Origin of the sequence: Streptomyces sp. NPDC059874 (assembly GCF_042731135.1) — a bacterium.
Classification (GTDB): domain Bacteria; phylum Actinomycetota; class Actinomycetes; order Streptomycetales; family Streptomycetaceae; genus Streptomyces.
Map to the genome: position 1 here is coordinate 1 of NZ_JBHWJY010000048.1, position 22,816 is coordinate 22,816.

At 72.7% G+C, this 22,816-nt stretch carries 17 protein-coding genes; 8 read left to right on the top strand and 9 right to left on the bottom strand.

Features of this window, described 5'->3' with window-relative positions; all coding sequences use genetic code 11:
- Nucleotides 1-59: 59 nt before the first annotated feature.
- A complete protein-coding gene (locus ACFV9H_RS25405) occupies nt 60-677 on the top strand; it encodes a hypothetical protein (RefSeq protein WP_385402191.1) in 618 nt (205 codons plus the stop codon).
- A gap of 154 nt (nt 678-831) precedes the next feature.
- On the opposite strand, the gene ACFV9H_RS25410 is transcribed toward ACFV9H_RS25405, so the two are convergent.
- Nucleotides 832-2,364, bottom strand: coding sequence for a DUF6350 family protein (locus ACFV9H_RS25410; protein WP_385402194.1), 1,533 nt, complete (start codon nt 2,362-2,364; stop codon nt 832-834).
- Between the two features lie 119 nt (nt 2,365-2,483).
- On the opposite strand from ACFV9H_RS25410, the gene ACFV9H_RS25415 reads away from it, so the two are divergent.
- The gene (locus tag ACFV9H_RS25415; protein ID WP_385402196.1) at nt 2,484-4,211 is read left to right on the top strand and encodes a helix-turn-helix domain-containing protein; all 1,728 of its coding nucleotides are present in this window, start codon (nt 2,484-2,486) and stop codon (nt 4,209-4,211) included.
- An 84-nt stretch (nt 4,212-4,295) separates the two neighbouring features.
- Here ACFV9H_RS25415 and sucD read toward each other — a convergent pair whose 3' ends face one another.
- The 5 genes from sucD to ACFV9H_RS25440 form a co-directional block, all read right to left on the bottom strand.
- Complete coding sequence (gene sucD, locus ACFV9H_RS25420) at nt 4,296-5,186, bottom strand: succinate--CoA ligase subunit alpha (protein WP_030710487.1); 891 nt, start codon at nt 5,184-5,186, stop codon at nt 4,296-4,298.
- 21 nt (nt 5,187-5,207) lie between these two features.
- Nucleotides 5,208-6,386: an ADP-forming succinate--CoA ligase subunit beta gene (gene sucC, locus ACFV9H_RS25425; RefSeq protein ID WP_385402198.1), complete on the bottom strand. Its 1,179-nt coding sequence runs from the start codon at nt 6,384-6,386 to the stop codon at nt 5,208-5,210.
- Nucleotides 6,387-6,664: 278 nt separating this feature from the next.
- A complete protein-coding gene (locus ACFV9H_RS25430) occupies nt 6,665-7,777 on the bottom strand; it encodes a vWA domain-containing protein (RefSeq protein WP_385402308.1) in 1,113 nt (370 codons plus the stop codon).
- Between the two features lie 491 nt (nt 7,778-8,268).
- Nucleotides 8,269-10,554: a DUF5682 family protein gene (locus tag ACFV9H_RS25435; RefSeq protein ID WP_385402200.1), complete on the bottom strand. Its 2,286-nt coding sequence runs from the start codon at nt 10,552-10,554 to the stop codon at nt 8,269-8,271.
- Nucleotides 10,551-11,657 (bottom strand): AAA family ATPase, encoded by a 1,107-nt coding sequence (locus ACFV9H_RS25440; RefSeq protein ID WP_385402202.1) that lies wholly within the window; start codon nt 11,655-11,657, stop codon nt 10,551-10,553. Before ACFV9H_RS25440 ends, ACFV9H_RS25435 begins: the two co-directional genes overlap by 4 nt.
- A 134-nt stretch (nt 11,658-11,791) precedes the next feature.
- Between ACFV9H_RS25440 and ACFV9H_RS25445 the strand changes: the two genes are divergently transcribed.
- Both ACFV9H_RS25445 and ACFV9H_RS25450 read left to right on the top strand, forming a co-directional pair.
- Complete coding sequence (locus ACFV9H_RS25445) at nt 11,792-13,135, top strand: SWIM zinc finger family protein (RefSeq protein WP_385402205.1); 1,344 nt, start codon at nt 11,792-11,794, stop codon at nt 13,133-13,135.
- 258 nt (nt 13,136-13,393) lie between these two features.
- Nucleotides 13,394-14,980 (top strand): DUF5691 domain-containing protein, encoded by a 1,587-nt coding sequence (locus tag ACFV9H_RS25450; protein WP_385402207.1) that lies wholly within the window; start codon nt 13,394-13,396, stop codon nt 14,978-14,980.
- A 229-nt stretch (nt 14,981-15,209) separates the two neighbouring features.
- On the opposite strand, the gene ACFV9H_RS25455 is transcribed toward ACFV9H_RS25450, so the two are convergent.
- Entirely contained in the window at nt 15,210-15,611 is a 402-nt protein-coding gene (locus ACFV9H_RS25455; RefSeq protein WP_385402210.1) for a cobalamin B12-binding domain-containing protein, read from the bottom strand.
- 182 nt (nt 15,612-15,793) lie between these two features.
- Between ACFV9H_RS25455 and ACFV9H_RS25460 the strand changes: the two genes are divergently transcribed.
- Complete coding sequence (locus ACFV9H_RS25460; RefSeq protein ID WP_385402213.1) at nt 15,794-16,582, top strand: esterase/lipase family protein; 789 nt, start codon at nt 15,794-15,796, stop codon at nt 16,580-16,582.
- 164 nt (nt 16,583-16,746) lie between these two features.
- Nucleotides 16,747-18,360, top strand: coding sequence for a M23 family metallopeptidase (locus tag ACFV9H_RS25465; RefSeq protein WP_385402215.1), 1,614 nt, complete (start codon nt 16,747-16,749; stop codon nt 18,358-18,360).
- A gap of 87 nt (nt 18,361-18,447) precedes the next feature.
- On the opposite strand, the gene pcrA is transcribed toward ACFV9H_RS25465, so the two are convergent.
- The gene (gene pcrA / locus ACFV9H_RS25470) at nt 18,448-20,949 is read right to left on the bottom strand and encodes a DNA helicase PcrA (RefSeq protein WP_385402217.1); all 2,502 of its coding nucleotides are present in this window, start codon (nt 20,947-20,949) and stop codon (nt 18,448-18,450) included.
- Entirely contained in the window at nt 20,933-21,280 is a 348-nt protein-coding gene (locus tag ACFV9H_RS25475) for an ArsR/SmtB family transcription factor (RefSeq protein ID WP_385402220.1), read from the bottom strand. The genes pcrA and ACFV9H_RS25475 overlap by 17 nt, the downstream gene beginning before the upstream one ends.
- Nucleotides 21,281-21,402: 122 nt before the next feature.
- On the opposite strand from ACFV9H_RS25475, the gene ACFV9H_RS25480 reads away from it, so the two are divergent.
- Both ACFV9H_RS25480 and ACFV9H_RS25485 read left to right on the top strand, forming a co-directional pair.
- On the top strand, nt 21,403-22,302 hold the full coding sequence (locus ACFV9H_RS25480; RefSeq protein WP_385402222.1) for an alpha/beta fold hydrolase: 900 nt from the start codon (nt 21,403-21,405) through the stop codon (nt 22,300-22,302).
- A 110-nt stretch (nt 22,303-22,412) separates the two neighbouring features.
- Complete coding sequence (locus tag ACFV9H_RS25485; RefSeq protein WP_385402224.1) at nt 22,413-22,766, top strand: hypothetical protein; 354 nt, start codon at nt 22,413-22,415, stop codon at nt 22,764-22,766.
- The last annotated feature ends 50 nt before the right edge of the window (nt 22,767-22,816 follow it).

The following is a 22,816-nucleotide window of genomic DNA, read 5'->3' on the forward strand; positions in this document are numbered from 1 at the left end:
TGGCGTACACGCCTCGACGTCGCGCTGACGTCCATGACACAGGGGAAGAAACGCACCCGATGCCGGACCGCCGCCAGCCCGACTCCTCCACCCCCACCACCCCCTCCACCGACGACAACCCGTTCGCCGCTCCGCCGGAGGGCCGGCCCGACCAGCCGTGGCAGCCGCGGGCGGGCGCCGACGGCGGACCGGGGCCCGAGGAGGAGCAGCGGAACGCGGACGGCCAGGGCGGCGGACCGGCCCGCTGGGACCCGACGGACCCGATCCAGCGGCGGGCCCGTTACGCGCTGCTGGCCGGCATGTGGGGCTTCTTCTTCGGCATCTTCGGCATCCCCTCGGTGGGCCTGCTGCTCGGCGCGCTGGCCGTGTACTGGGGCATCAGCGCCCTGCGCGGCCGCCCGGCCCCCGCGGCCGACCCGGACCAGCCCCAGGTCCAGCCCCAAGGCGGCCTGGCAGCCCTGGGCCCGGCGGCCCGCCCCCAGCGCACGGCGGCGGTGAGCGGGCTGGTCACGGCTTCGCTGGCGATCCTGCTGGCGATGAGCTCGTACGCGCTGCAGCTGGTCTACAAGGACTTCTACGTCTGCCGCGACGACGCCCTGACCCAGTCCGCGGAACTCCAGTGCAACACCCTGCTCCCGAAGAACTTCGTGGGCGACATCCTGAAGGTCCGCCAGTAACACCCCCTGACGACCGCCCCGTACCCCGCTCCTCAAACGCCGGGGGGGCTGGTTTTCGCCCCTGCCGCCCGAAGCAGATCCAGCCTCGCCGGCGTTTGAGGCGCGGGGGTCCGGGGGCAGCGCCCCCGGCAGCGGCGCCGCAGACAGGGGCGGGCTACGCCGACGGCTTGCGGCGGGCCAGCACCCGGGCACCAACCACCGGCGGCACCAACGGCGGCGGCGCAGCCGGCGGCACGGTGAGGTCCGGCCCGACCGCGGGCACAACGGTCAGCACCCGCACCGGGGCAGCGGCAGGCGCCGGCTCCGCGACCGGTGGGGCCGAGGCGGGGGCCGGCAACGGCGTCGAGATGTCCGGGATCAGCCCACCGGCGGCCGCCCTCAGCGCCTCCCAGCGAAGCTCCCGCACCCCACTGTCGTGCCAGGCGTCAGCCGCCACGGCCACCGGCCGGTTCCGCCACGCATGCACCGCCACCGCCACCACCACCCCCGGCAGGGTCCACGCGAAGGCCGCCGCCCCCACCGCCCACCACACCGGCCCGAACTCCGCGAGCCGCCCCGACCCCATCGGACCCGCCGAGGCCGCCGCCAGCCCGGCCATGGCCAGCCCGCACACCAGCGCGCCCAGCGCGGCGGTGAGCGCGGTCTCCCCGTACGAGACCTCCCGCGCCCGGCGTACCGCGAACCAGCCCACCGCCACCCCGGCCACCACCGGCACTCCGGCGGCCGCCCAGGTCAGGGGGGTGCCGGGCCCTTCGGGCGGCAGCGCGGCGAGCAGCGGGAAGCGCGGCAGCGAGGGCGATCCGGAGAAGCCGAGCGGGGTGGCGCTCGCGCCGGCGCCGAGGGCGAAACCGGGCCCGAGGGCGTAGGCCGCCCCCCAGACCATGGCGTTCGGGATCAGCGCCACCGCCAGCAGCAGCACCGCGAACCGGCCCGACCACACCCCGGTCAGCGCCAGGAACGACGCCTGCGCCTCCGCCCCGTGCCACGCGAGCGAGCCGCCGACGAGGAGCGCGCCGCCGCCCAGGAGTACGAGGGCCCCACCCGCCCCGGCACGGAGCGCCAGCGCGTAACGGGGGCGTGCGACTGCCTTCCGTACGCCCCCGGGCACCCAGGACGGCAGCGGCCCGAGCTGACGCCCCCGGGCCGCCCACACCCCGCCGGCGGCGGCGACCACGGCGACCAGCGGTACGTGCCAGGCCGCGCTGAGCGGGTCGGCCGGCATCGGCCCCCCGGCCGCGTACACCGTGGCGAGGGCCCCGACCGTGAGGTATCCGCAGAGCACGGCCGAGAAGACGGCGCTGCCGGGCAGCACCTCCTCGTCGCCCTCCTCGGAGCCGATCCCCAGCCGGGCGGCCCGCCGCATCAGCAGTGCGGGCAGGGCGACGAGCAGCAGCGGGGTCACCCCGACGGGTGCGGGCACGCCGGACAGGGTCTCGTACCGCACCAGCTCCGTGCCGTGCGCGAGCAGCCACAGACCGGCGGCGAGGTGCAGGGCTCCGCCGGGGCCACTGTCGGGGTACGGGGAGCTGATCCACAGGACGATGACGAGCACGGCGAGGAAGCCGAGCCCGAGCCCGGCCGCCAGGGCGCCGCCCATCACGCATGCGGCGGCGGCCGGCGAACGGCGCCGCCGGCCGGCTCGCGGTGCCGCCGGCAACGGGGTCCCGCGTTCGGTCACTTGGGTCACCCCGCCATGGTGCCAACGACACGCGCTATGAGCGGGTAACAGGCGAATGCCCGTGGTGTCGCTCAATATACGTTTATGTACTTTTTCGCCCAGGGCTGTCGGGTCGCGGGGAGTGTGGCATGACACAAAGCGTCGAGACGACCTCCGCATCGGACGCGGAGCGGAGCCTCCCGTCCCCGAAGGAGCGCCGCAGACTGCGCGAAGCGGCGGATCTGACGCACGATGAGGTCGCGGCGGCCGTGGGCGTCACCCCGACCACGGTCCGCTCCTGGGAAACCGGCCGAACGGCCCCGCGCGGGCGCAAACTGGAGCTGTACGCCCGCTTTCTGACCCGCCTCCAGGCCCCGGCCGAGCCCACCGCCGCGCGCGCGAACGTCCCCGCGGGGCTGGAAGCGGACGAGCCCGCCACGACGCCCGAGGCCACCCCTGCGGGGTCGGAGGCGGTCGCGCCGACCGAAGCCGCGCCCCGGCCCGCCGCCCGGGCGGGGGCCGCTGACACCGACTCAGCCGCCCGTACCCCGGCGCCCGTCGAGCAGACGCCCGCGGGGTCGCCCGACCCTGCCGGAGCAACCGGGTCCGCACGGGCCTTCGCCGGTGCGGAGCCGGTACGGGGCACTGCGGCCGGGACCCGGCCCAAGGCCGCCACCAAGGCCACCGCCGGTGCGGTTCGGCACGACGCCAAGCCCCCGACGCCGGTCAGCGCCGGCGAACACCCCGGCTCACCCGGGCCCACCCGCGAGCCGTACGGAACGACCGAGCCCGACCAGGCGACGGCACCGTCGCCCGGAACCGCCGAGCGCAGCCTGCGGGAGGCACCCGCGGCGGCAGAGGCGCCGGGGTCCACCGCAGAAGCGCCGCAGGCAGACGCCGCCACGGCCTCGGCAGCGGCCGGCCGGACCACCACCGCTCAGCCCGACCAGCGGCCGGAGCCGGCAGAAGCGCCCGGGTCCGCCGGGACCACCGGGGCGACCACCGAAGAGACGCCGCGGGCAGAGCCCACCGCCGAGCCCGACCAGGCGACGCCGCAGGCGAAACGGCTGCCGGTCGAGGACTTCGACGCCCTCCACGCCCACGCCGCCTCCGCCCTGACCCGGCAGACCTACCTGCTCACCGGCCGCCGCGCCCTCGCTCTGGAGGCCGTGGAGCGGGCCTTCCAGCAGGCCTGGGAGCGCTGGCCCGAGGTGGCGACCGACCCGGACCCGGTGGGCTGGGTGCGCGCGGCCGCGTACGAGTACGCGCTCTCCCCCTGGCACCAGTTCCGCCGCGCCCACCGCCATCCCGACAAGCCCCCCGCCGAGCCCGCCGACCGGATCCTCCTCGACGCGATGCTCGCGCTGCCCACCAATCACCGCCGCACCGTGCTGCTGTACGACGGCGTGGGCCTCGACCTCCCCGACACCGCCGCCGAGACGGAGGCCAGCACCCCCACCGCCGGAAACCGGCTGCTCCACGCGCACGCCACGCTCGCCGCACGCATCCCTGAGCTGGCCGACGTGGCGCCCGAGAAGCAGTCGGCGCTGCTGCGCGACAAGTTCACCGCGCTGCATCCGGCCGTCGCCCTCGAACCGCGCCCGGCGGCCGTCGTACGGGAGGCCGGCGAGCGGCGCACCCGGCTGTGGACGCGGACCGTGATCGGCCTGACCGCTGTGATCGCCGTGGCCACCGCGTACACGGCGGCGACCGCACCGACCAAGTACGACCCGCCGAACGCCCCCGGGGCGAACGTCTCCGGCGTGCCCCCGCACAGCGGGCCCCAGCGGCTCACCGAGGAGAGCAGGGCTCTCCACGACAAGCTGCGCTCCGACCCGGCGGCCGGTCCGGCCAGGATCGTCCCGAAGGTCGAATGAGGAGCGTATGAAAAAGGGCGTGGCCCGCACCTCCCGAGGGGTGCGGGCCACGCCCGTGCACGCGTACATCCGTACGCGGACTGCCTACTGAGCGGCGTTCAGGATCTCGCGCGCCAGCTTGGCGGTCTCGGTCGGCGTCTTGCCGACCTTCACGCCCGCGGCCTCGAGGGCTTCCTTCTTGGCCTGTGCGGTGCCAGAAGAACCGGAGACGATGGCGCCGGCGTGGCCCATGGTCTTGCCCTCGGGGGCGGTGAAGCCCGCGACGTAGCCGACGACCGGCTTGGTGACGTTCTTCGCGATGAAGTCCGCCGCACGCTCCTCGGCGTCGCCGCCGATCTCACCGATCATGACGATCAGCTCGGTCTCCGGGTCGGCCTCGAAGGCCTCCAGGGCGTCGATGTGCGTGGTGCCGATGACCGGGTCGCCACCGATGCCGACGGCGGAGGTGAAGCCGATGTCGCGCAGCTCGTACATCATCTGGTAGGTCAGCGTGCCGGACTTGGACACGAGACCGATCTTGCCGGGCTTGGTGATGTCGCCCGGGATGATGCCGGCGTTGGACTGGCCGGGGGTGATCAGACCCGGGCAGTTCGGGCCGATGATCCGCGTCTTGTTGCCCTTGGCGGTCGCGTACGCCCAGAAGGCGGCGGAGTCGTGCACCGCGATGCCCTCGGTGATGACGACGGCCAGCGGGATCTCGGCGTCGATGGCCTCGACGACGGCGGCCTTGGCGAAGGCCGGCGGGACGAAGAGGACGGAGACGTTGGCGCCCGTCTTCTCCATCGCCTCGGCGACCGAGCCGAAGACCGGGACCTCGGTGCCGTCGAAGTCGACGGTGGTGCCGGCCTTGCGCGGGTTCACGCCGCCGACGATGTTGGTGCCGTCAGCCAGCATCAGCTTGGTGTGCTTCATGCCCGTGGCACCGGTCATGCCCTGGACGATGACCTTGCTGTCCTTGTTGAGGAAGATAGCCATGTGAGTCTGTGACCTCTGCCCTTACTTCGCAGCCGCGAGCTCGGCGGCCTTGTCGGCCGCGCCGTCCATGGTGTCCACGCGCTGGACCAGCGGGTGGTTGGCGTCCGAGAGGATCTTGCGACCCAGCTCGGCGTTGTTGCCGTCGAGACGGACGACGAGGGGCTTGGTGACCTCTTCGCCCTTGTCCTTCAGCAGCTGGAGCGCCTGGACGATGCCGTTGGCGACCTCGTCACACGCGGTGATGCCACCGAAGACGTTGACGAAGACGGACTTGACGTCCGGGTCGCCGAGGATGATCTCGAGACCGTTGGCCATGACGGCGGCGGAGGCGCCACCGCCGATGTCCAGGAAGTTGGCGGGCTTGACGCCGCCGTGGTTCTCGCCGGCGTACGCGACGACGTCGAGGGTGCTCATGACGAGACCCGCGCCGTTGCCGATGATGCCGACCTCACCGTCGAGCTTCACGTAGTTGAGGTTCTTCGCCTTGGCGGCGGCCTCGAGCGGGTTCGCGGCCGCGTGGTCCACGAACTCCTCGTGGCCCGGCTGGCGGAACTCGGCGTTCTCGTCGAGCGAGACCTTGCCGTCGAGGGCGATGACGTCGCCGTTGGCGACCTTCGCGAGCGGGTTGACCTCGACGAGGAGCGCGTCCTCGGCGATGAAGGTCTTCCACAGGGTCACGAGGACCTCGGCGACCTTCTCGGCTACCTCGGCCGGGAACTGCGCCAGGGCCACGATCTCGCGGGCCTTCTCGATGGTCACGCCCTCGTTGGCGTTCACCGGGACCTTGGCGAGCTTCTCCGGGGTCTCCTCGGCGACCTGCTCGATGTCCATGCCGCCCGCGACCGAGGCCATGGCCAGGAAGGTGCGGTTGGTCCGGTCGAGGAGGTAGGAGACGTAGTACTCCTCCAGGATCTCCGGCGCGGTCTCGGCGATCATCACCTTGTGGACCGTGTGGCCCTTGATGTCCATGCCGAGGATGTCCGTCGCGCGAGCGACGGCCTCGTCCGGGGTGGCGGCAAGCTTCACGCCGCCGGCCTTGCCGCGGCCGCCGACCTTCACCTGCGCCTTGACGACCGACTTGCCGCCCAGCCGCTCGGTGGCCTCGCGAGCCGCCTCAGGCGTGTCGATGACTTCACCGGCCAGCACCGGTACACCGTGCTTGGCGAAGAGGTCCCTCGCCTGGTACTCGAACAGGTCCACGCGCGTCCGTCCCTTGTCTTCAAAGATTCGCAGTGATTCGCGGTTGTCTGCTATCTGCGTGGGCGTGCCGCGGAGGGCAACGTGACTGCGCTGTCACAAGGAAGGCGCACACGGTGACCGTGGACGCGGCATGTCCGTCCCGCAGGTTATCCCCGTGGGACGTAGGTCCCTAAATCGCAGATCACACCTGAGCGGTGATACCTGTCACAGATCGCCTCACGGTTGAGCTGGAAGTTCGTGCGTTCTACCGATTCACAGGGTGGCGCGGTCCGCACTCGTCAGGGCACGGGGAGGGGCCGCTTCTCCAGCGCCGCCGCCATCACCTCGGGGAACAGGTCGGGGGTGCAGGCGAAGGCCGGCGCCCCAAGTGCCGCAAGGGCTGCGGCGTGCTCGCGGTCGTAGGCCGGGGCGCCTTCGTCGGACAGCGCGAGGAGGGTGACGAACTCGACCCCGGCTCCCTTCATCGCGGCGACCCGCTTGAGCATCTCGTTGCGTATGCCGCCCTCGTACAGATCACTGATGAGGACGACGACGGTGTCGGCGGGACGGGTGATCTTCGACTGGCAGTAGGCGAGGGCGCGGTTGATGTCGGTGCCGCCGCCCAGCTGGGTGCCGAAGAGGACGTCCACGGGGTCGTCGAGCTGATCGGTCAGGTCCACGACGGCGGTGTCGAAGACGACCAACCGGGTGGCGATCGACCGCATCGAGGCCAGCACGGCGCCGAAGACCGAGGCGTAGACGACGGACGCGGCCATCGAACCCGACTGGTCGATGCAGAGGATCACCTCCTTCTTCACCGACTGGGCCGCCCGGCCGTAGCCGATCAGCCGTTCGGGGACGACCGTGCGGTACTCCGGCAGGTAGTTCTTGAGGTTGGCCCGAATCGTGCGGTCCCAGTCGATGTCGTGGTGCCGGGGCCTGCTGATCCGGGCGGACCGGTCCAGCGCACCGGTGAGCGTGGCCCGGGTCCGGGTCGCGAGCTTCTTCTCCAACTGCTCGACGACCTTGCGGACCACGGCCCGCGCCGTCTCCTTCGTGGTCTCGGGCATCGCCTTGTTCAGGGAGAGCAGGGTGCCGACCAGATGGACATCGGGCTCCACGGCCTCCAGCATCTCCGGCTCCAGCAGCAGGGCGGACAGGCCGAGCCGCTCGATCGCGTCGCGCTGCATGACCTGGACCACGGAGCTGGGGAAGTACGTACGGATGTCCCCGAGCCAGCGGGCCACGTTCGGCGCGGACCCGCCGAGCCCGGCCGACCGCTCGCCGGAGCCCTTGCGTGACCCCGCACTCCCCCCTCCGCCGTACAGCGCGCCGAGCGCGGCGTCCATGGCCGCGTCCCGCCCGCCCAACGCACACCCGGTCCCGTCGGCCTCTCCCCCACCGAGCACCATCCGCCACCGCCGCAACCGTTCGCCTCCGGCGGTGCTCGTGGCCCCTCCCCGGCCGGTGTCGGCCGCCCGGCTCGCGGCGGTTGCGCCTCGCGGACCGGCACTCCGCGCCGCCGAGTTCTCCGTACTGGTCATCTGTCCGTCCCCCTGCACTCGTCATGTGTGCCGACCTTCGCCGTCGGCGTCTTCGGTCCCCGGGCGCCCTTTCAGCCCCACCGGCGTTTGAGGCGGTCTTTCAGCCCCGCCGGTGTCGAGGCGGTCTTTCAGCCCCGCCGGCGTTGAGGCGACCTTTCAGCCCCACCGGCGTTGAGCCGACCTTTCAGCCTCGCCGGCGTTTGAGGCGACCTTTCAGCCTCGCCGGCGTTTGAGGCGACCTTTCAGCCTCGCCGGCGTTTGAGGCGGTTCAGCCTCGCCGGCGTTTGAGGCGGTTCAGCCTCGCCGGCGTTTGAGGCGCGGGGTCTGGGGCGGAGCCCCAGCGGCGGCGGGCGCCGCACTCAGCCCGCGGGAGCCGCCCCGGCGAGCAGCATGCGGACCAGGTCCACCACCGCGTCGGCCCGGACCGGGTCCAGCTCGGGGGCGAAGCCCTCGCGGCCCGCACCCGAGGCGACCCCCGAGCCCGGCCGCCCGCCAGGGCCCCGGCGGACCAGCTCGCCCAGCGTCCGCTTCACCCCCGGCTCGTACGCCCCGAACGTGCGCCGCAGCAAGGGCAGTACGTCGGTGAACGCCCGCTCCGGAACCCCCACCAGCCAGCCGTCGATCAGGCCCAGCAGCCGTTCGTCGTGGACGAGCAGCGTGCCGCCGCCCGAACTCCCGCCCGCGAAGCCCTCGATCCAGCCCGCCGCGTCGGCGGGATCGGCCGCCGGGGACAGTGCGAGGCCCATCAGCCGGGCCGTCTCCTCGGCCGGCAGCCGCCCGTCGTCGAGCAGCAGCCGGGCCGCCCGGCCGCGGATCAGGCCGGGCACGGTGTCCCGGCCTGCCAGCGTCCGCAGCACGGCGAACCAGCGCTCGCGCAGTCCCTCCTCCGCGTCCGCCAGCAGCCCGACCGCGCCGTGCACCCCGTCCACGTGGCCCCGCAGCTCCGCCGCCGCGTCGGCGTCCAGCCCGGCCGCGCAGGCCGACGGGAGGGCCACGCATATCCGCTCGGCGAGGCCGGTCGCCACAGTGGCGAGGGCCGCCGCGTCGGTCCCCCGGACGTCCCCGTACCGAAGCGAACGGGCCAGTGCCGGCAGGGCCTTGGCGAGCCGCGCCACGTCGGTGTCCAGCGCGGCCCGGTCGGCGAGGGCCCGCAGCACCGCGGGCAGCGCCTCGGACAGCCCGGCCGACAGGCACTGCTCGGCCAGCGCCGTGACCTCGCCGAGCTCCTCCGCCGCGGCCGCTTCGGCCTCGACCTTGGCGGTCGCCGCCGCCAGGACGGTGGTGCCCCAGATGCCGGCCTCGGCCACCCGCACCGACAGCTCCGGCTCCCAGCGCAGCCGCCAGGTCTCCCGGAAGGTCCCGGTGCTGCCCCGGGAGGCCGTCGGCCTGCCCCACTCGATCCCGAGCAGCCGCAGCCTGTGCAACAGCAGCGACTTCGCGGCGTCGGTGTCCTTGCGGAGGTCCAGCTCCAACTCGCGGTCGTACGCCTCGGCCTTGAGCCGCAGCGAGCGCTGCTGCCGGGTCAGGTCGCGCTGCAGCGGTACGACGGGAGCCCCGTCGGGGACCTCGCCGAGCACGTCGCCGACCACCAGGCGGTCCTCGACGAGCGCGAGCGGTACGTCGGAGCCGTCGCACATCACCGCCCGGACGGCCTCCAGCGTCTCCGTGAGGCCGGGCAGCGGTCTCCCGCGCATCGCGGCGAGGGTTTCGGCCAGCCGGACCGCCTCGATCACGTGTGCCGAGGAGACCTGCCGGTCCTCCTCCCGCAGCAGGCCTGCGACCTTGGTCAGCCACCGCTCGACGGGCCGGTCGTAGGCCGAGAAGAGGTGGGCGTACCAGCCGGGCGAGGTGATGCCCGCCCCGTACCCGCCGGCCCGGGCGAGCCTGCGGTGCGTCCAGGGCACCCAGGTGGTCTCCACCTTGACCTTGGGCAGGCCGGCGAGCAGCGCCTTGTCCGCTGCCACGGTGGTCTTCGCCCGCAGTGCCGGGACGTGCCAGGCCCCGCACACCACGGCGTACTCGTCGCCGAACTCCCGGCGGGCGGCCCGCATCCGCTGACGCATGTACGCCTCGCGCACGAGGTCCCGGGCGTGGCCGCCGTCGCCGTACGCCTCCCGCAGGGCTCCCATGGCCTCGCCGAGCGCCTCGAACGCGCCCAGTGCGTCGGTCTCCTTGGTCCCCCGGTGTTCGACCACGTCCTCCCACCAGCGCTCGGGGTCGTCGTACCCGGCGGTCTCGGCCAGCACGGCGAGGGGGTCCACCCGGACGGAATCGGCCGCCTCTTCCTCCTGTCCTTCCGTTTCCTTCTCCCCCGCGGCGAGCGAGTGCGCGGCCGGCAGGTCCATGAACCGCACCGGTACGCCCGCCTGCTGCGCCCAGCGGATGGCGACCCATTCCGGGGAGAACTCGGCCAGCGGCCAGAACGCGGCCCTGCCGGGGTCGTCCGCGGCGTGCGCGAGCAGCGCCACGGGCGGCCGCATGCCCGGGTCGGCGGCGAGCGCGACCAGCTCGTCCCCCTCGGGCGGGCCCTCGATCAGGACGGCCGCAGGGCGGGCGATCTCCAGGGCGGCCCGCACCGCGCGGGCCGACCCGGGCCCGTGGTGCCGTACGCCCAGGAGCAGGGGGCCCTTGGGGCTCGGACTCATACCGTCACCTCCCGGCAGGCGCGGTAGAAGTCCTTCCAGCCATCGCGCTCGCGGACCACGGCCTCCAGGTACTCCTGCCAGACGACCTTGTCGGCGGCCGGGTCGCGGACGACGGCGCCGAGGATCCCCGCGGCCACGTCGGAGGGGCGCAGCACGCCGTCCCCGAAATGGGCGGCGAGGGCCAGGCCGCCGGTGACGACGGAGATGGCCTCGGCGGTGGACAGGGTGCCGCTCGGGGACTTCACCTTGGTTCGGCCGTCGTCGGTGACGCCGTCGCGCAGCTCGCGGAAGACGGTGACGACGCGGCGGATCTCCTCCAGGCCCTCGGGCGCGGCCGGCAGGTCGAGCGCGCGGCCCATCTGGTCGACGCGGCGGGCGACGATGTCCACCTCTGCGTCGGCCGTGGCGGGCAGCGGCAGGACCACGGTGTTGAAGCGGCGGCGCAGTGCGCTGGAGAGCTCGTTGACCCCGCGGTCTCGGTCGTTGGCGGTGGCGATGAGGTTGAACCCGCGCACGGCCTGCACCTCTTCGCCGAGCTCCGGTATCGGGAGGGTCTTCTCGGACAGGACGGTGATGAGGGTGTCCTGGACGTCGGCGGGGATGCGGGTGAGCTCTTCGACGCGGGCGGTCATGCCCTCGGCCATGGCCCGCATGACGGGGCTGGGGACGAGGGCCTCGCGGCTGGGGCCGTGGGCCAGGAGCCGGGCGTAGTTCCAGCCGTACCGGATGGCCTCCTCGGGAGTGCCGGCGGTGCCCTGGACGAGGAGGGTGGAGTCCCCGCTGACGGCGGCCGCGAGGTGTTCGGACACCCAGGTCTTGGCGGTGCCGGGGACTCCGAGCAGGAGCAGGGCGCGGTCGGTCGCGAGGGTGGTGACGGCGACCTCGACGATGCGGCGCGGTCCCACGTACTTGGGCGTGATGACCGTGCCGTCCTCGAGCGTGCCGCCCTGCAGGTAGGTGGCGACGGCCCACGGGGAGAGCTTCCAGCGGGTCGGGCGGGGCCGGTCGTCGACGGCCGCCAGGGCTTTCAGTTCGTGTGCGAAGGCGTCTTCGGCGTGCGGTCGCAGCGCCTCGGCGCCCGTGCCGTTCTCGTGCTTGGTCATGGTCCCCCTCCAATGCTCGGCAGCCGCTCCCGACTGCTGAATCCACGGTGCACCACGCCACTGACAACGGGCCCTGTTCACAGCGTTGTTGCAGGTCAGAGCGATTGTCAGTGGGGGTCTCTACGGTTGTTCACATGACTGAGCAGGGGGTCCGCTGGACAGCGGAACAGGTACTGGCTCTGGCTCCTGACGATGCCTCACGCAAGGCGGGAAGCAGACTCGGCGGGGCGGGGCCGTGGTCGCAGATCGGAGGTTCCGCTTCCGGTTCTGTGTGGGGGTTGTGCAAGGGCAGCGGCAGCACGCCGTACCGGACGGTCGTGGACCTGACGGGACCGGCGTACAAGTGCTCCTGCCCGAGCCGGAAGTTCCCGTGCAAGCACGCGCTGGGACTGCTGCTGCTCTGGTCCGCCGAGGGGGTGGGCGAGCCCGGGGAGGCGCCGGACTGGGCCGCGCAGTGGCTGGCGGACCGGGCGGCGAAGGCCGCGCGGCCGGCCGCCGGGGCGGGCGGTCCGGTGGACGCGGAGGCGGCGCGGAAGCGGGCCGAGCGGCGGGCGTCGCGCATCGGCGCGGGCGTCACCGAGCTGGAGCAGCGGCTGGCCGATCTGCTGCGCGGCGGCCTCGCAGGCCAGGAGCAGGCCGGTTACGCGGCGTGGGAGGAGACCGCGGCCCGGATGGTGGACGCCCAGGCTCCCGGACTGGCGGGGCGCGTAAGGGAGTTGGGGACGATACCCAGTTGCGGCCCCGGCTGGCCCGCCCGGATGCTGGAGGAGGCGGCGCTGCTGCACCTGCTGGACCGGGCCTGGCTCGGTGTGGCCGGGCTGCCCGATCAGCTGGCCGCGACGGTGCGCAGCCGGGTGGGACTGCCGGCCTCCGGGGAGGGGGAGGCCGTACGGGACCGCTGGCTGGTGCTGGCCCAATACGACTCGGCGTCACCGGACGGCCGGCTCACCACCCGCCGGATATGGCTGCGCGGGCTGGCGGGCGGGCGGCCGGCGCTGGTGCTGGACTTCGGGCCGCCCGGGCGGCCACCGGGGCTGTCGCTGCCGGTGGGGCTGGTGCTGGAGGCGGAGATCCGTTTCCGGCCCGGGTCGGCGGGGCTGCGGGCTGACCTCGGCGAGAAGTTCGCGGCACCCGTGCCGTGCACGGAGATTCCGGCCGGGGTGAGCACGGGTGCGGCGCTCGAGGCGTACGGGGCCGCGCTGCGGGATGACCCGTGGCTGGAGTCCTGGCCGGTGGTGCTGGGCCCGGTGGTCCCCATACCGGGGGAGCTCGGCTGGCAACTGGCGGACGCGGAGGGCATCTCCGCGCTGCCGGTGCCCCTCACCGGGGCGGGCAGCCGCTCCCGGGGGGGCCTGTGGCAGCTGGCCGCGTTGTCGGGCGGGGGCCCGGTGACGGTGTTCGGCGAATGCGGTCACCGGGGGTTCACCCCGCTGACGGCCTGGCAGCCCGGCTCGCCGGAGCCGGTGGCCCTGGCCTGATCAGGCCGGGAAAAAAGAGAAAACGCTGGGGGCCTGGGGGGTCCTGTGTCCTCTCGCGAGGACGGCGGGAAGTACGCGGCGGCGCGGGGGCGCCGACGTGTGGTGACGAGAAGCCGGGGGGCTTGCATGAACGACAACCACGCCAGTTGAACGCAGTCGAACGGGTCGGACAGGTCTGACGGGGCATGGACGGCTCCGGTCCCGCGGAGGGGGCGGGACCGGGGCGCAGGACACGGAGCGGAAAGAGGGAGGGGCTCGATGGACAAGGGCGACGAGGGATACGGGGACTGGGAAGAGCTGGTCGGCGCCGCGCTGCTGGGCACCGACCGGCGCGGGGGCGGGGGCCCGACCGGCTCGCCGGAGGCGTTGCTGGACTCGGCGGCCGTGCACGCCGTACGGCGCCGGGCCGGGCTGCGGCCCGCCGAGGCGGGTCCGCGCCCGGAGCCCGCGCCCCGGGACCCGCGTCCGGCACCGCCGCAGGCGGCCCGGCGGCGGCTCGCACAGCTACTGGCGGGCCGTTCGAGTGCGGCCGGCGGGGGCGGGCGGCGGGGGGCCGCCCCGGATCTGACGGAGCTGCTGCCCCAGTGGCTCGCCGCCGCCCGGCGGCACGGCTACCGCTCACCGGCCTCGCTGCTCCCCGCACTGCTGGACGCGGCCCGGGCGCGTACGGACCTGCGGCCGCACGCCTTGGCCCTGGCCGGGGTGCGGGGGCTGTGGCTGGCCCGACTGAATCCGGACTGGCGGTTCGCCCTGCGCGGCGGTGCGAGCGGCGCCGGGGAGCTCCCGGACGTGACCGACCGGGCGGGGGTGGAACGGCTTTGGCAGGAGGGGCTGTTCGCGGAGCGGGTGGCCCTGCTGGGCGCCGTACGGGCCCATGAGGCGGCGGCCGCGCCGCGGTTGCTGATGACGACCTGGAGTACCGAACGGGCCGAGGACCGGCTGATGTTCCTCGATTCGCTGAGGATGGGGCTGTCGGACGAGGACGAGCCGTTCCTGGAGGCGGCGCTCGGCGACCGCAGCCGCAACGTCCGCGCGACGGCCGCCGAACTCCTGTCGGCGCTGCCGCGCTCGGCCCTGGCGGGGCGGATGGCGGAGCGCGCGCTGGCCTGCGTGGGCCCGGAGGGGGTGACCCCGCCGGTCGAGTGCGATGGGGGGATGCTCCGCGACGGGGTGGTCAAGCGGCCGCCCGCCGGGCGCGGGGAGCGGGCGTGGTGGCTCGGCCAGCTGGTGGAGGCGGCCCCGCTGTCCTGCTGGCGGGAGCGGTTCCGGGGCCTCGGCCCGGCGGAGATAGTGGCCCTGCCGATCGCCGAGGGCGAGGGCTGGACGGAGGAACTGCACGCGGCGTGGTGCCGGGCGGCGGTGCGCCAGCGCGACGCGGAGTGGTCGCGGGCGCTGCTCGGCCCGGCGTCCGCGCCACCCGCGGCGGGCCCGGGCACGGCGTCGCTGGCGGAGCGGGCCAAGCTGCTGTCGATCCTGCCGGACGGGGAGCGGGCGGAGTGGGTCGCGGAGTTCGTACGCGCCCACGGGCTCTCGGAGGCGTTCCAGTTGCTCGGGGTGTGCGTGGTGCCGTGGGCGGGGGCGCTGGGTCGGGCGGTCGTGGACGCGCTGGACATAGCGCGCGAAGCGGGCAGCTACCCGTGGAGCTTCAGCGGGGTGATGGGGCTGGCGGAGCGCTGCCTCGATCCTGCGGAGGCCGGGCGGTTGGAAGCGCTGACCGCGGCGGCGGAGGATCCGCAGGACGCGGTGCCGGGGGCTGCCGCGTATTGGGCCGAGGCCTTCCAGCGGCTGGTCGCCACGCTTCGGCTACGCGAAGCCATGCTCATGGAACTGGCTCCGCCCGCCTGATCCCTCCCGGGGGGTGGGGCCGGTGAGCCGCTGCGCGGAGCCTTCCCGGGCTCCGCCCGGACCCGGTCCTCAAACGCCGGACGGGCTGAAGCACCCTGGGGCTCCGCCCCAGACCCTCCCCCAGACTCCGTCCGGGGGGGGAGGGTTCGGGGGCAGCGCCCCCGACAGCGGCGGCGCGCCCGGGTCTCGGGCAGAGCCCCGGCGGCGGAGCACCCGGCTGCCGGCGGAGCTACTGGCGGACGTTCGCGCGGACCCAGTCCACGATGGCGGTCGTCGTCGCGCCCGGGGTGAAGATCTCGGCCACGCCCTTCGCCTTCAGGGGGGCGATGTCGTCCTCGGGGATGATGCCGCCGCCGAAGACCTTGATGTCCTCCGCGTCGCGCTCCTTGAGCAGTTCGAGGACGCGGACGAACAGCGTGTTGTGGGCGCCGGAGAGGATCGAGAGGCCGATCGCGTCGGCGTCCTCCTGAATGGCGGTGTCCACGATCTGCTCGGGGGTCTGGTGCAGGCCCGTGTAGATGACCTCCATGCCCGCGTCCCGCAGCGCCCGCGCGATCACTTTGGCCCCGCGGTCGTGGCCGTCGAGACCCGGCTTGGCCACCACCACACGGATCGGACCGGTCACACCCATCGCACTGCCTCCCGAGTGAACGAACGTTAAGTACAGCATCGCGCACGCCACCGTTTCACGGTCAACCACATGGGGGAAATCACACGTGGGACGGCATTGCGCCACCGTGCCGACAGCCGCGCGGCACGGTGGCGCTACCGGCCGCGGTCCCAGAGGCTCAGGGGAGGCCAGGGGAGGCCGCGATGGGGCTGTCCATTCTCGCGATGTCGTCGATACCCACGACCGGTGCCGCGTTACGGGCGGGCGCGCTCGAGGTGGTCGTGCTCGGCGGGCACCTCCTCCTCTATCCCACCGGAGTCTGCCAGGAGAGGGTCGTCCCCGGCCCGCCTTCGGCACGGCCGCCCGTACTCCTCCTCCACGGGTTCACCGACAACCGCTCCGTTTTCGTCCTGCTGCGCCGCGCCCTCGGGGCGGGCGGCCGGCGGCACGTGGAGGCGTACAACTACTCGCCCTTCACCCGCGACCTGCGCGTCACCGCCGGCCATCTCGCCCGGCGCGTCGAGGAACTGTGCGCGCGCACCGGGCAGGACCGGGTGGACCTCGTCGGGCACAGCCTGGGCGGGCTGGTCGGCCGGTACTACGTCCAGCGCCTCGGCGGTGACGCCCGCGTCCGCACGCTCGTCACGCTCGGCACCCCGCATTCCGGCACGGTGGTCGCCCCCTTCATGGACGCGCACCCACTGGTCCGGCAGATGCGACCGGACTCCGAGGTACTGGCGGAGCTGGCGCTGCCCGCGCCCGGCTGCGCCACTCGATGCGTGGCGTTCTGGAGCGAGTTCGACGCGCTGATGGCCCCGGTGGGGGCGGCCAGGATCGAGCATCCGGATCTACGCGTGGAGAACGTGCAGGTCACCGGCATCGGGCACCTCGCGCTGCCCGCGCACCCCACCGTGATCGCCGCGGTCCGGCGGGCCCTCGACGGACCCGTCACGGCGGTGGTCGAGGGGTCGGGAACCGCGTCGGTCGCCTAGCCGCCAGACGGCCCGGAGTCGAACGAATTTCGAACTCAAGGCCAAGGGTGCGTCTTTCGGCGACCGAAAGGCGGCCGAATGCCCGGTTCCGGCGATCCGGAAACCCGCCGAAGATTGTCGATGCGAGTAACCGCCGGGTACAGTCACGCCACTGCTCTCCTCCGGTGAACTTCGAGTTCCCGGCCACCCAGGCCCCCACTGCCGAGGCGAAAGAGAAGTTGGTGAACGACCGCCCCTCGTCGGGCCAGTACCCGGATCTCGGGTACGACGGCCTCGGCACCACCACTTTCGCTGGCGACTCGACCTACGTTTCCTATGAAACGCAGGGCCAGGGGGTCAACTACGCGTCATATGGCTCCTATGAGACCGGCGCGTACGACACCACGGCGTGGACCTCCCAAGAGGGTTACCTGTCCACGATCCCTTCGCAGAGCACCCCCGCGGACAGCACTGGGCAGTGGGACGCGAACGCCTGGAACACGCCGAGCACGGACTACTCCGCGTACCAGTCGACGCCTTCCTTCGGCTACGACACCTCGGCCGAGCAGACCGGGCATTGGGCGATGCCGGGCTACGGCACCGAGACCGGCGCCTACGACGCCACCGCCTGGAACACGGCCGGCACGGACTATTCCGGCACCGACCACTCCGGCACCGACTACTCGGGCACGGACTACTCCGCCTACACCGACTACTCCGATTACTCCGCCGAGCACCAGCCCGCGCAGCAGGTGCAGGCGCAGGTGCAGGAGCACCAGGAGTACGCGTACGAAGCGACCACCGTCGGCTATGCCTACGAGGTTCCCGTCGACCCCGTCGCCGAGTCCCAGAGCTACGTCGAGACCTCCCTCTTCGAGCCCGTCGAGGTCGAAGGCGACTTCGACCTGGCGCTCGACGAACTGCCCGAGGTCCCCGAGGTCCACGACCTCCCGACCCAGGCGATGCCGGTGACCTCCGCCCCGCGCTCCGCGCGCCGCGCCGCCCTCAAGGGCGGTGCGAAGGGCAACTCCAAGGCGGGCAACTCCAAGGCGGGCAACAGCCGTCGCCGCACCCCGGCGAAGCGTTCCGCCCTGCTGACCGTGGCCGTGCCCTCCGCCTGCGTGATGGGCGTCGCGGGCGTCGCGGCCGCCTCCGTCGGCGGGCTCACCGGCGCGGAGAAGTCCTCCGAGGGCACCACCACGATGGCCGCGCCCGATCCGGCCTCGGTGAAGCCGGTCGCGGCGAACACCAAGCTCGACACCCAGCTGACGGCGCTCAGCGCCGACGCGGGCGACTTCGCGGACCGCGCGAGCCGCACGCAGGAGCGCATCGACCTGCGCGAGCGTCAGGAAGAGGAAAAGAAGAAGAAGGCGGAGGAGGAGGCGGCCAAGGAGGCGGCCCGCCCCAAGTTCGCGATCCCCGTCTCGCAGCACGGCCTCAGCGCCAGCTTCGGGCAGGCCGGCGGCATGTGGATGTCCGTGCACACCGGCATCGACTTCCCGGTCTCCTACGGAACCCCGGTCATGGCCGCCACGGACGGCACCGTGCGCACGCAGTACAACAGCGCCTACGGGAACATGGCGATAGTGACGGCCCCCGACGGCACCGAGACCTGGTACTGCCACCTGAGCAGCACCAAGATCCGCGGCGGCAAGGTCAAGGCGGGCGACGTCATCGCGTACTCCGGCAACTCCGGCAACTCCACCGGCCCGCACCTCCACTTCGAGGTACGGCCCGGCGGCGGCAGCGCGATCGACCCCCTGTCGTGGCTCCGCAGCCACGGCCTGGACCCCCGCTAGAGAATCCGCCGGAGAACCGGCTGGAGGACCGGCGAGAGAACCCGCCGGCGAACCGGCTGGGAAACCCGCCGGAACAAGCGGCTGCGACTACAGCTTCTGCACCGGTGCGTAGCGCAGCAGCAGCCGCTTCGGCTTGTCGTCCCCGAAGTCGATCGTGGCCTGTGCGTCCGAGCCCGCGCCCTTGACCTCCATGACGGTGCCGAGCCCGAACTGGTCGTGCGTGACCCGGTCCCCGACCGCCAGGGCGATGACCGGCTTGTCGGCGGCCCGACGCGTCGCGAATCCCGACGGGCCCGACTTCGTACGCGACGAGGACAGGAACGACTCCGGCGAGGTGCCGAACGAGGCCTTGCCGCCGCCCATGCTCCGCATCGGACCGGCCGGCTTCTGCGCGGCGCCCGTGCGCTTCCACTGCAGGTACTGCGCCGGGATCTCCTCCAGGAACCGTGACGGAGGGTTGTACGAGGGCGTGCCCCACGCACTGCGCATGCTCGACCGGGTCAGGTACAGCCGCTCGCGGGCCCGTGTGATGCCGACGTAGGCGAGCCGGCGCTCCTCCTCCAGCTCCTTGGTCTGGCCCAGCGCCCGCATGTGCGGGAAGACCCCGTCCTCCATGCCGGTCAGGAAGACCACCGGGAACTCCAGGCCCTTCGCCGTGTGCAGGGTCATCAGTGTGATGACGCCCGTGCCCTCGGTGTCCTCGTCCGGGATCTGGTCGGAGTCGGCGACGAGCGCGACCTGCTCCAGGAACTCGGCGAGGGTGCCCGGGCCGGGGGCCGGGGTGCCGTTCTCGGCCGCCTCGGCGGCCGCCGCTTCCCGGGCCTGCTCGAACTCCAGCGCCACGGCCGCGAGTTCCTGCAGGTTCTCGATGCGCGTCTCGTCCTGCGGGTCGGTCGAGGCCTGGAGCTCGGCGAGGTATCCGGTGCGCTCCAGTACCGCCTCCAGCACCACCGCCGGGCCCGCGCCGGAGTCGACGATGGTCCGCAGTTCCTCCATCAGCACGTTGAACCGCTTCACCGCGTTCGTCGAGCGCGCGGCCATGCCGAAGGCCTCGTCCACGCGCCGCAGCGCCTGCGGGAAGGTGATCTTCTCGCGCATCGCGAGCGCGTCGACCATCGCCTCGGCTCGTTCGCCGATGCCGCGCTTGGGCACGTTCAGGATGCGGCGCAGCGGGACGTTGTCCTCGGGGTTCGCGAGGACGCGCAGGTACGCGAGGACGTCGCGGACCTCCTTGCGCTCGTAGAACCGGACGCCGCCGACGACCTTGTAGGGCAGTCCGACGCGGATGAAGATCTCCTCGAACACGCGCGACTGGGCGTTGGTCCGGTAGAAGATCGCGACGTCGCCCGCCTTGGCGTCGCCGGCGTCCGTCAGCCGGTCGATCTCGTCGGCGACGAACTGGGCCTCGTCGTGCTCGGTGTCCGCGACGTAGCCGGTGATGACGGCGCCGGTGCCGGCCTGGGTCCACAGGTTCTTCGCGCGGCGGTTCTCGTTGCGCTCGATGACCGCGTTGGCGGCGGAGAGGATCGTCTGCGTGGAGCGGTAGTTCTGCTCGAGCAGGATCGTCGTCGCGTCCTTGTAGTCCTCCTCGAACTGGAGGATGTTGCGGATGGTCGCGCCGCGGAAGGCGTAGATCGACTGGTCGGCGTCACCCACGACGCACAGCTCGGCCGGGGGCAGGTCCGGGTAGCCGGTGCCGACCAGCTCGCGCACGAGCGTGTACTGGGCGTGGTTGGTGTCCTGGTACTCGTCGACGAGGACGTGGCGGAAGCGGCGCCGGTAGTGCTCGGCGACGTCCGGGAACGCCTGGAGCAGGTGGACCGTGGTCATGATGATGTCGTCGAAGTCGAGGGCGTTGGCCTCGCGCAGCCGCCCCTGGTACATCGCGTACGCCTGGGCGAGGGTCTTCTCGAAGCCGTCGGCGGCCTGGCCCGCGAAGGCGTCCTCGTCGATGAGCTCGTTCTTGAGGTTCGAGATCTTGGCGTTGAAGGACTTCGGCGGGAACTTCTTCGGGTCCAGGTCCAGGTCGCGGCAGACGAGCGCCATCAGGCGCTTCGAGTCGGCGGCGTCGTAGATCGAGAACGACGAGGTGAAGCCGAGCCGCTTGGACTCGCGGCGCAGGATGCGGACGCACGCGCTGTGGAAGGTGGAGACCCACATGGCGTTGGCGCGCGGGCCGACCAGGCCCTCGACGCGTTCCTTCATCTCGCCGGCGGCCTTGTTGGTGAAGGTGATCGCCAGGATCTGGCCGGGGTGGACGTTCCGCGCGGACAGCAGGTGGCCGATGCGGTGCGTCAGCACGCGGGTCTTGCCGGAGCCGGCGCCGGCCACGATGAGCAGCGGGGAGCCGGCGTGGACCACGGCCGCGCGCTGCTGCTCGTTCAGCCCGTCCAGGAGCGTCGCCGGGTCGATGACGGGCTTGGGCGCGCCGTTGCGGTAGTACGCGTCCCCGGTCATGGGCACGTCGAACTGGCCCCCGAAGAGATCGTCGGCGCCCGGCTCGGGGGCGGCGTGGTCCTCGGGTGGCGGCGGGACCTCGTCGGAGGGGGTGAGGTCGGCCAGGAAGCTGTCGTCAAAGAGGCTGCTCATCGCATTCCGAGTCTAGGGGGCGGGAGTGACAGCCGAGCACGAGTTCCAGCAGCCCGGGAAAGCACTGGTCCAGGTCTTCGCGGCGCAGGGCGAGGTAGAGCTTGCGACCGCGGGGCCGCTGGCAGATCACGCCGCTCTCGCGGAGCGTCTTGAGGTGGTGCGTGACGCTCGACCGGGGCAGGTCGGGCACCACCTCGCCGCAGAACGCCTCCTCGCCGGAGGCGAGCTTGCGGACGATCTCCAGCCGGACGGGATGCCCGAGCGCCGCCAGGACCTCGACCAGCTGGATGCGGTCGGTGGCGGGGTGGGTCAGCTCAGCAGCGGCAGCCATGCACCAACTGTACGCAGATCCCGTACGGACATTGCCAGACTGTTCGAAGATCTCGTACAGTTCCGATCGACCGTACGAGATCTTCGTACGGTCGATCGGCCGCATCCACGTGAGGACACCCCATGCCCGAAACCCGGCTCGACGCCCCGCTCGACGACGCCTCCCTCGCCGCCTCCCTCGAAGGCGGCTTCACCAGCCGGCACGCCGAGGTCAACGGCACCCGCCTGCACTATGTGGAAGGCGGCAGCGGCGAACCCCTGCTCCTGCTCGGCGGCTGGCCGCAGACCTGGTGGCAGTTCCACAAGGTGATGCCCGCCCTCGCCCGTCGGTACCGGGTGATCGCGGTCGACCTGCGCGGCATGGGCGGCTCCGCCAAGCCGGAGGGCGGCTACGACAAGAAGACGATGGCCGCCGACATCCGCGCCCTGCTCACCCACCTCGGCCTGGAGCGGGCCCACATCGCGGGCCACGACATCGGCGCGATGGTCGCCTACGCCTTCGCCGCCAACCACCCCGAGGCCACGGGCCGGGTCGCCCTCCTGGACGTCTCGCACCCCGAGGAGTCCTGGAACGGGATGCCCCTGCTCCCCCGGGACGGCATCTTCCACCTGTGGTGGTTCGCCTTCAACCAGGTGCAGGGCCTCCCCGAGCAGCTCCTCGCGGGCCGCTACCACCTCCTGCTGGACTGGCTGTTCGGGCAGGCGGCCACGGACCCGGCCACCATCGGCGCCCACTCCCGTGCCGTGTACGCCCGCGCGTACGACTCTCCGGACGCGATCCGGGCCGGCAACGCCTGCTACCGCGCCTTCGGTCAGGACATCGCCGACCTCGCGACCTACGCCCCGGTGGCCACCCCGCTGCTCGCGCTCGGCGGCGCGTACAGCAACTACGAATCGCTCGTCGAGGCGCTCCCCGCGCTCGGCACCGACACGCGCGTCGTGCGCGTCGACGACAGCGGCCACTACCTCCCGGAGGAGCAGCCGGAGGCCGTCGTCACCGAGTTGACGAAATTCCTCGGCTGAACCGGCCCCCCGCCGCGTGCCCAAGGGCGAAGCCGAGCCACGACGGCAACGTCGTCGCATTCGCCCGCCTGACCGAAATCCGCTGATGGCCACCCCGTACGCTCGACGCCATGACTGTCCTCATCAACGTCTTCGTCGGCCTCCACATCATCGGCATCGCCTCGCTCCTCGGCGGCTTCCTCACCCAGATGAAGGCGATGGGCGCGGGCACCGCCCGCTTCGTGCCGGCGATGCTGCACGGCGCGCTCACGATGCTCGTCACCGGCGTGCTCCTGGTCGGCTTCCGCGAGATGGACGGCAACTCCCTCAACCACGTCAAGATCGGCGTGAAGCTCGCGGTCCTCTTCGTGATCCTCGCCCTCGTCTACGTCAAGCGCGACGAGGAGCGGGTGGACAAGGCGGTGTTCGGCGCGGTCGGCGGGCTGACCGTGATCAACATCTTTATCGCCGTTCTCTGGCACTGACGGGAAACGATCCGCCACATCCGGTCAGTTCAGGTCATCTCGTCATCCGC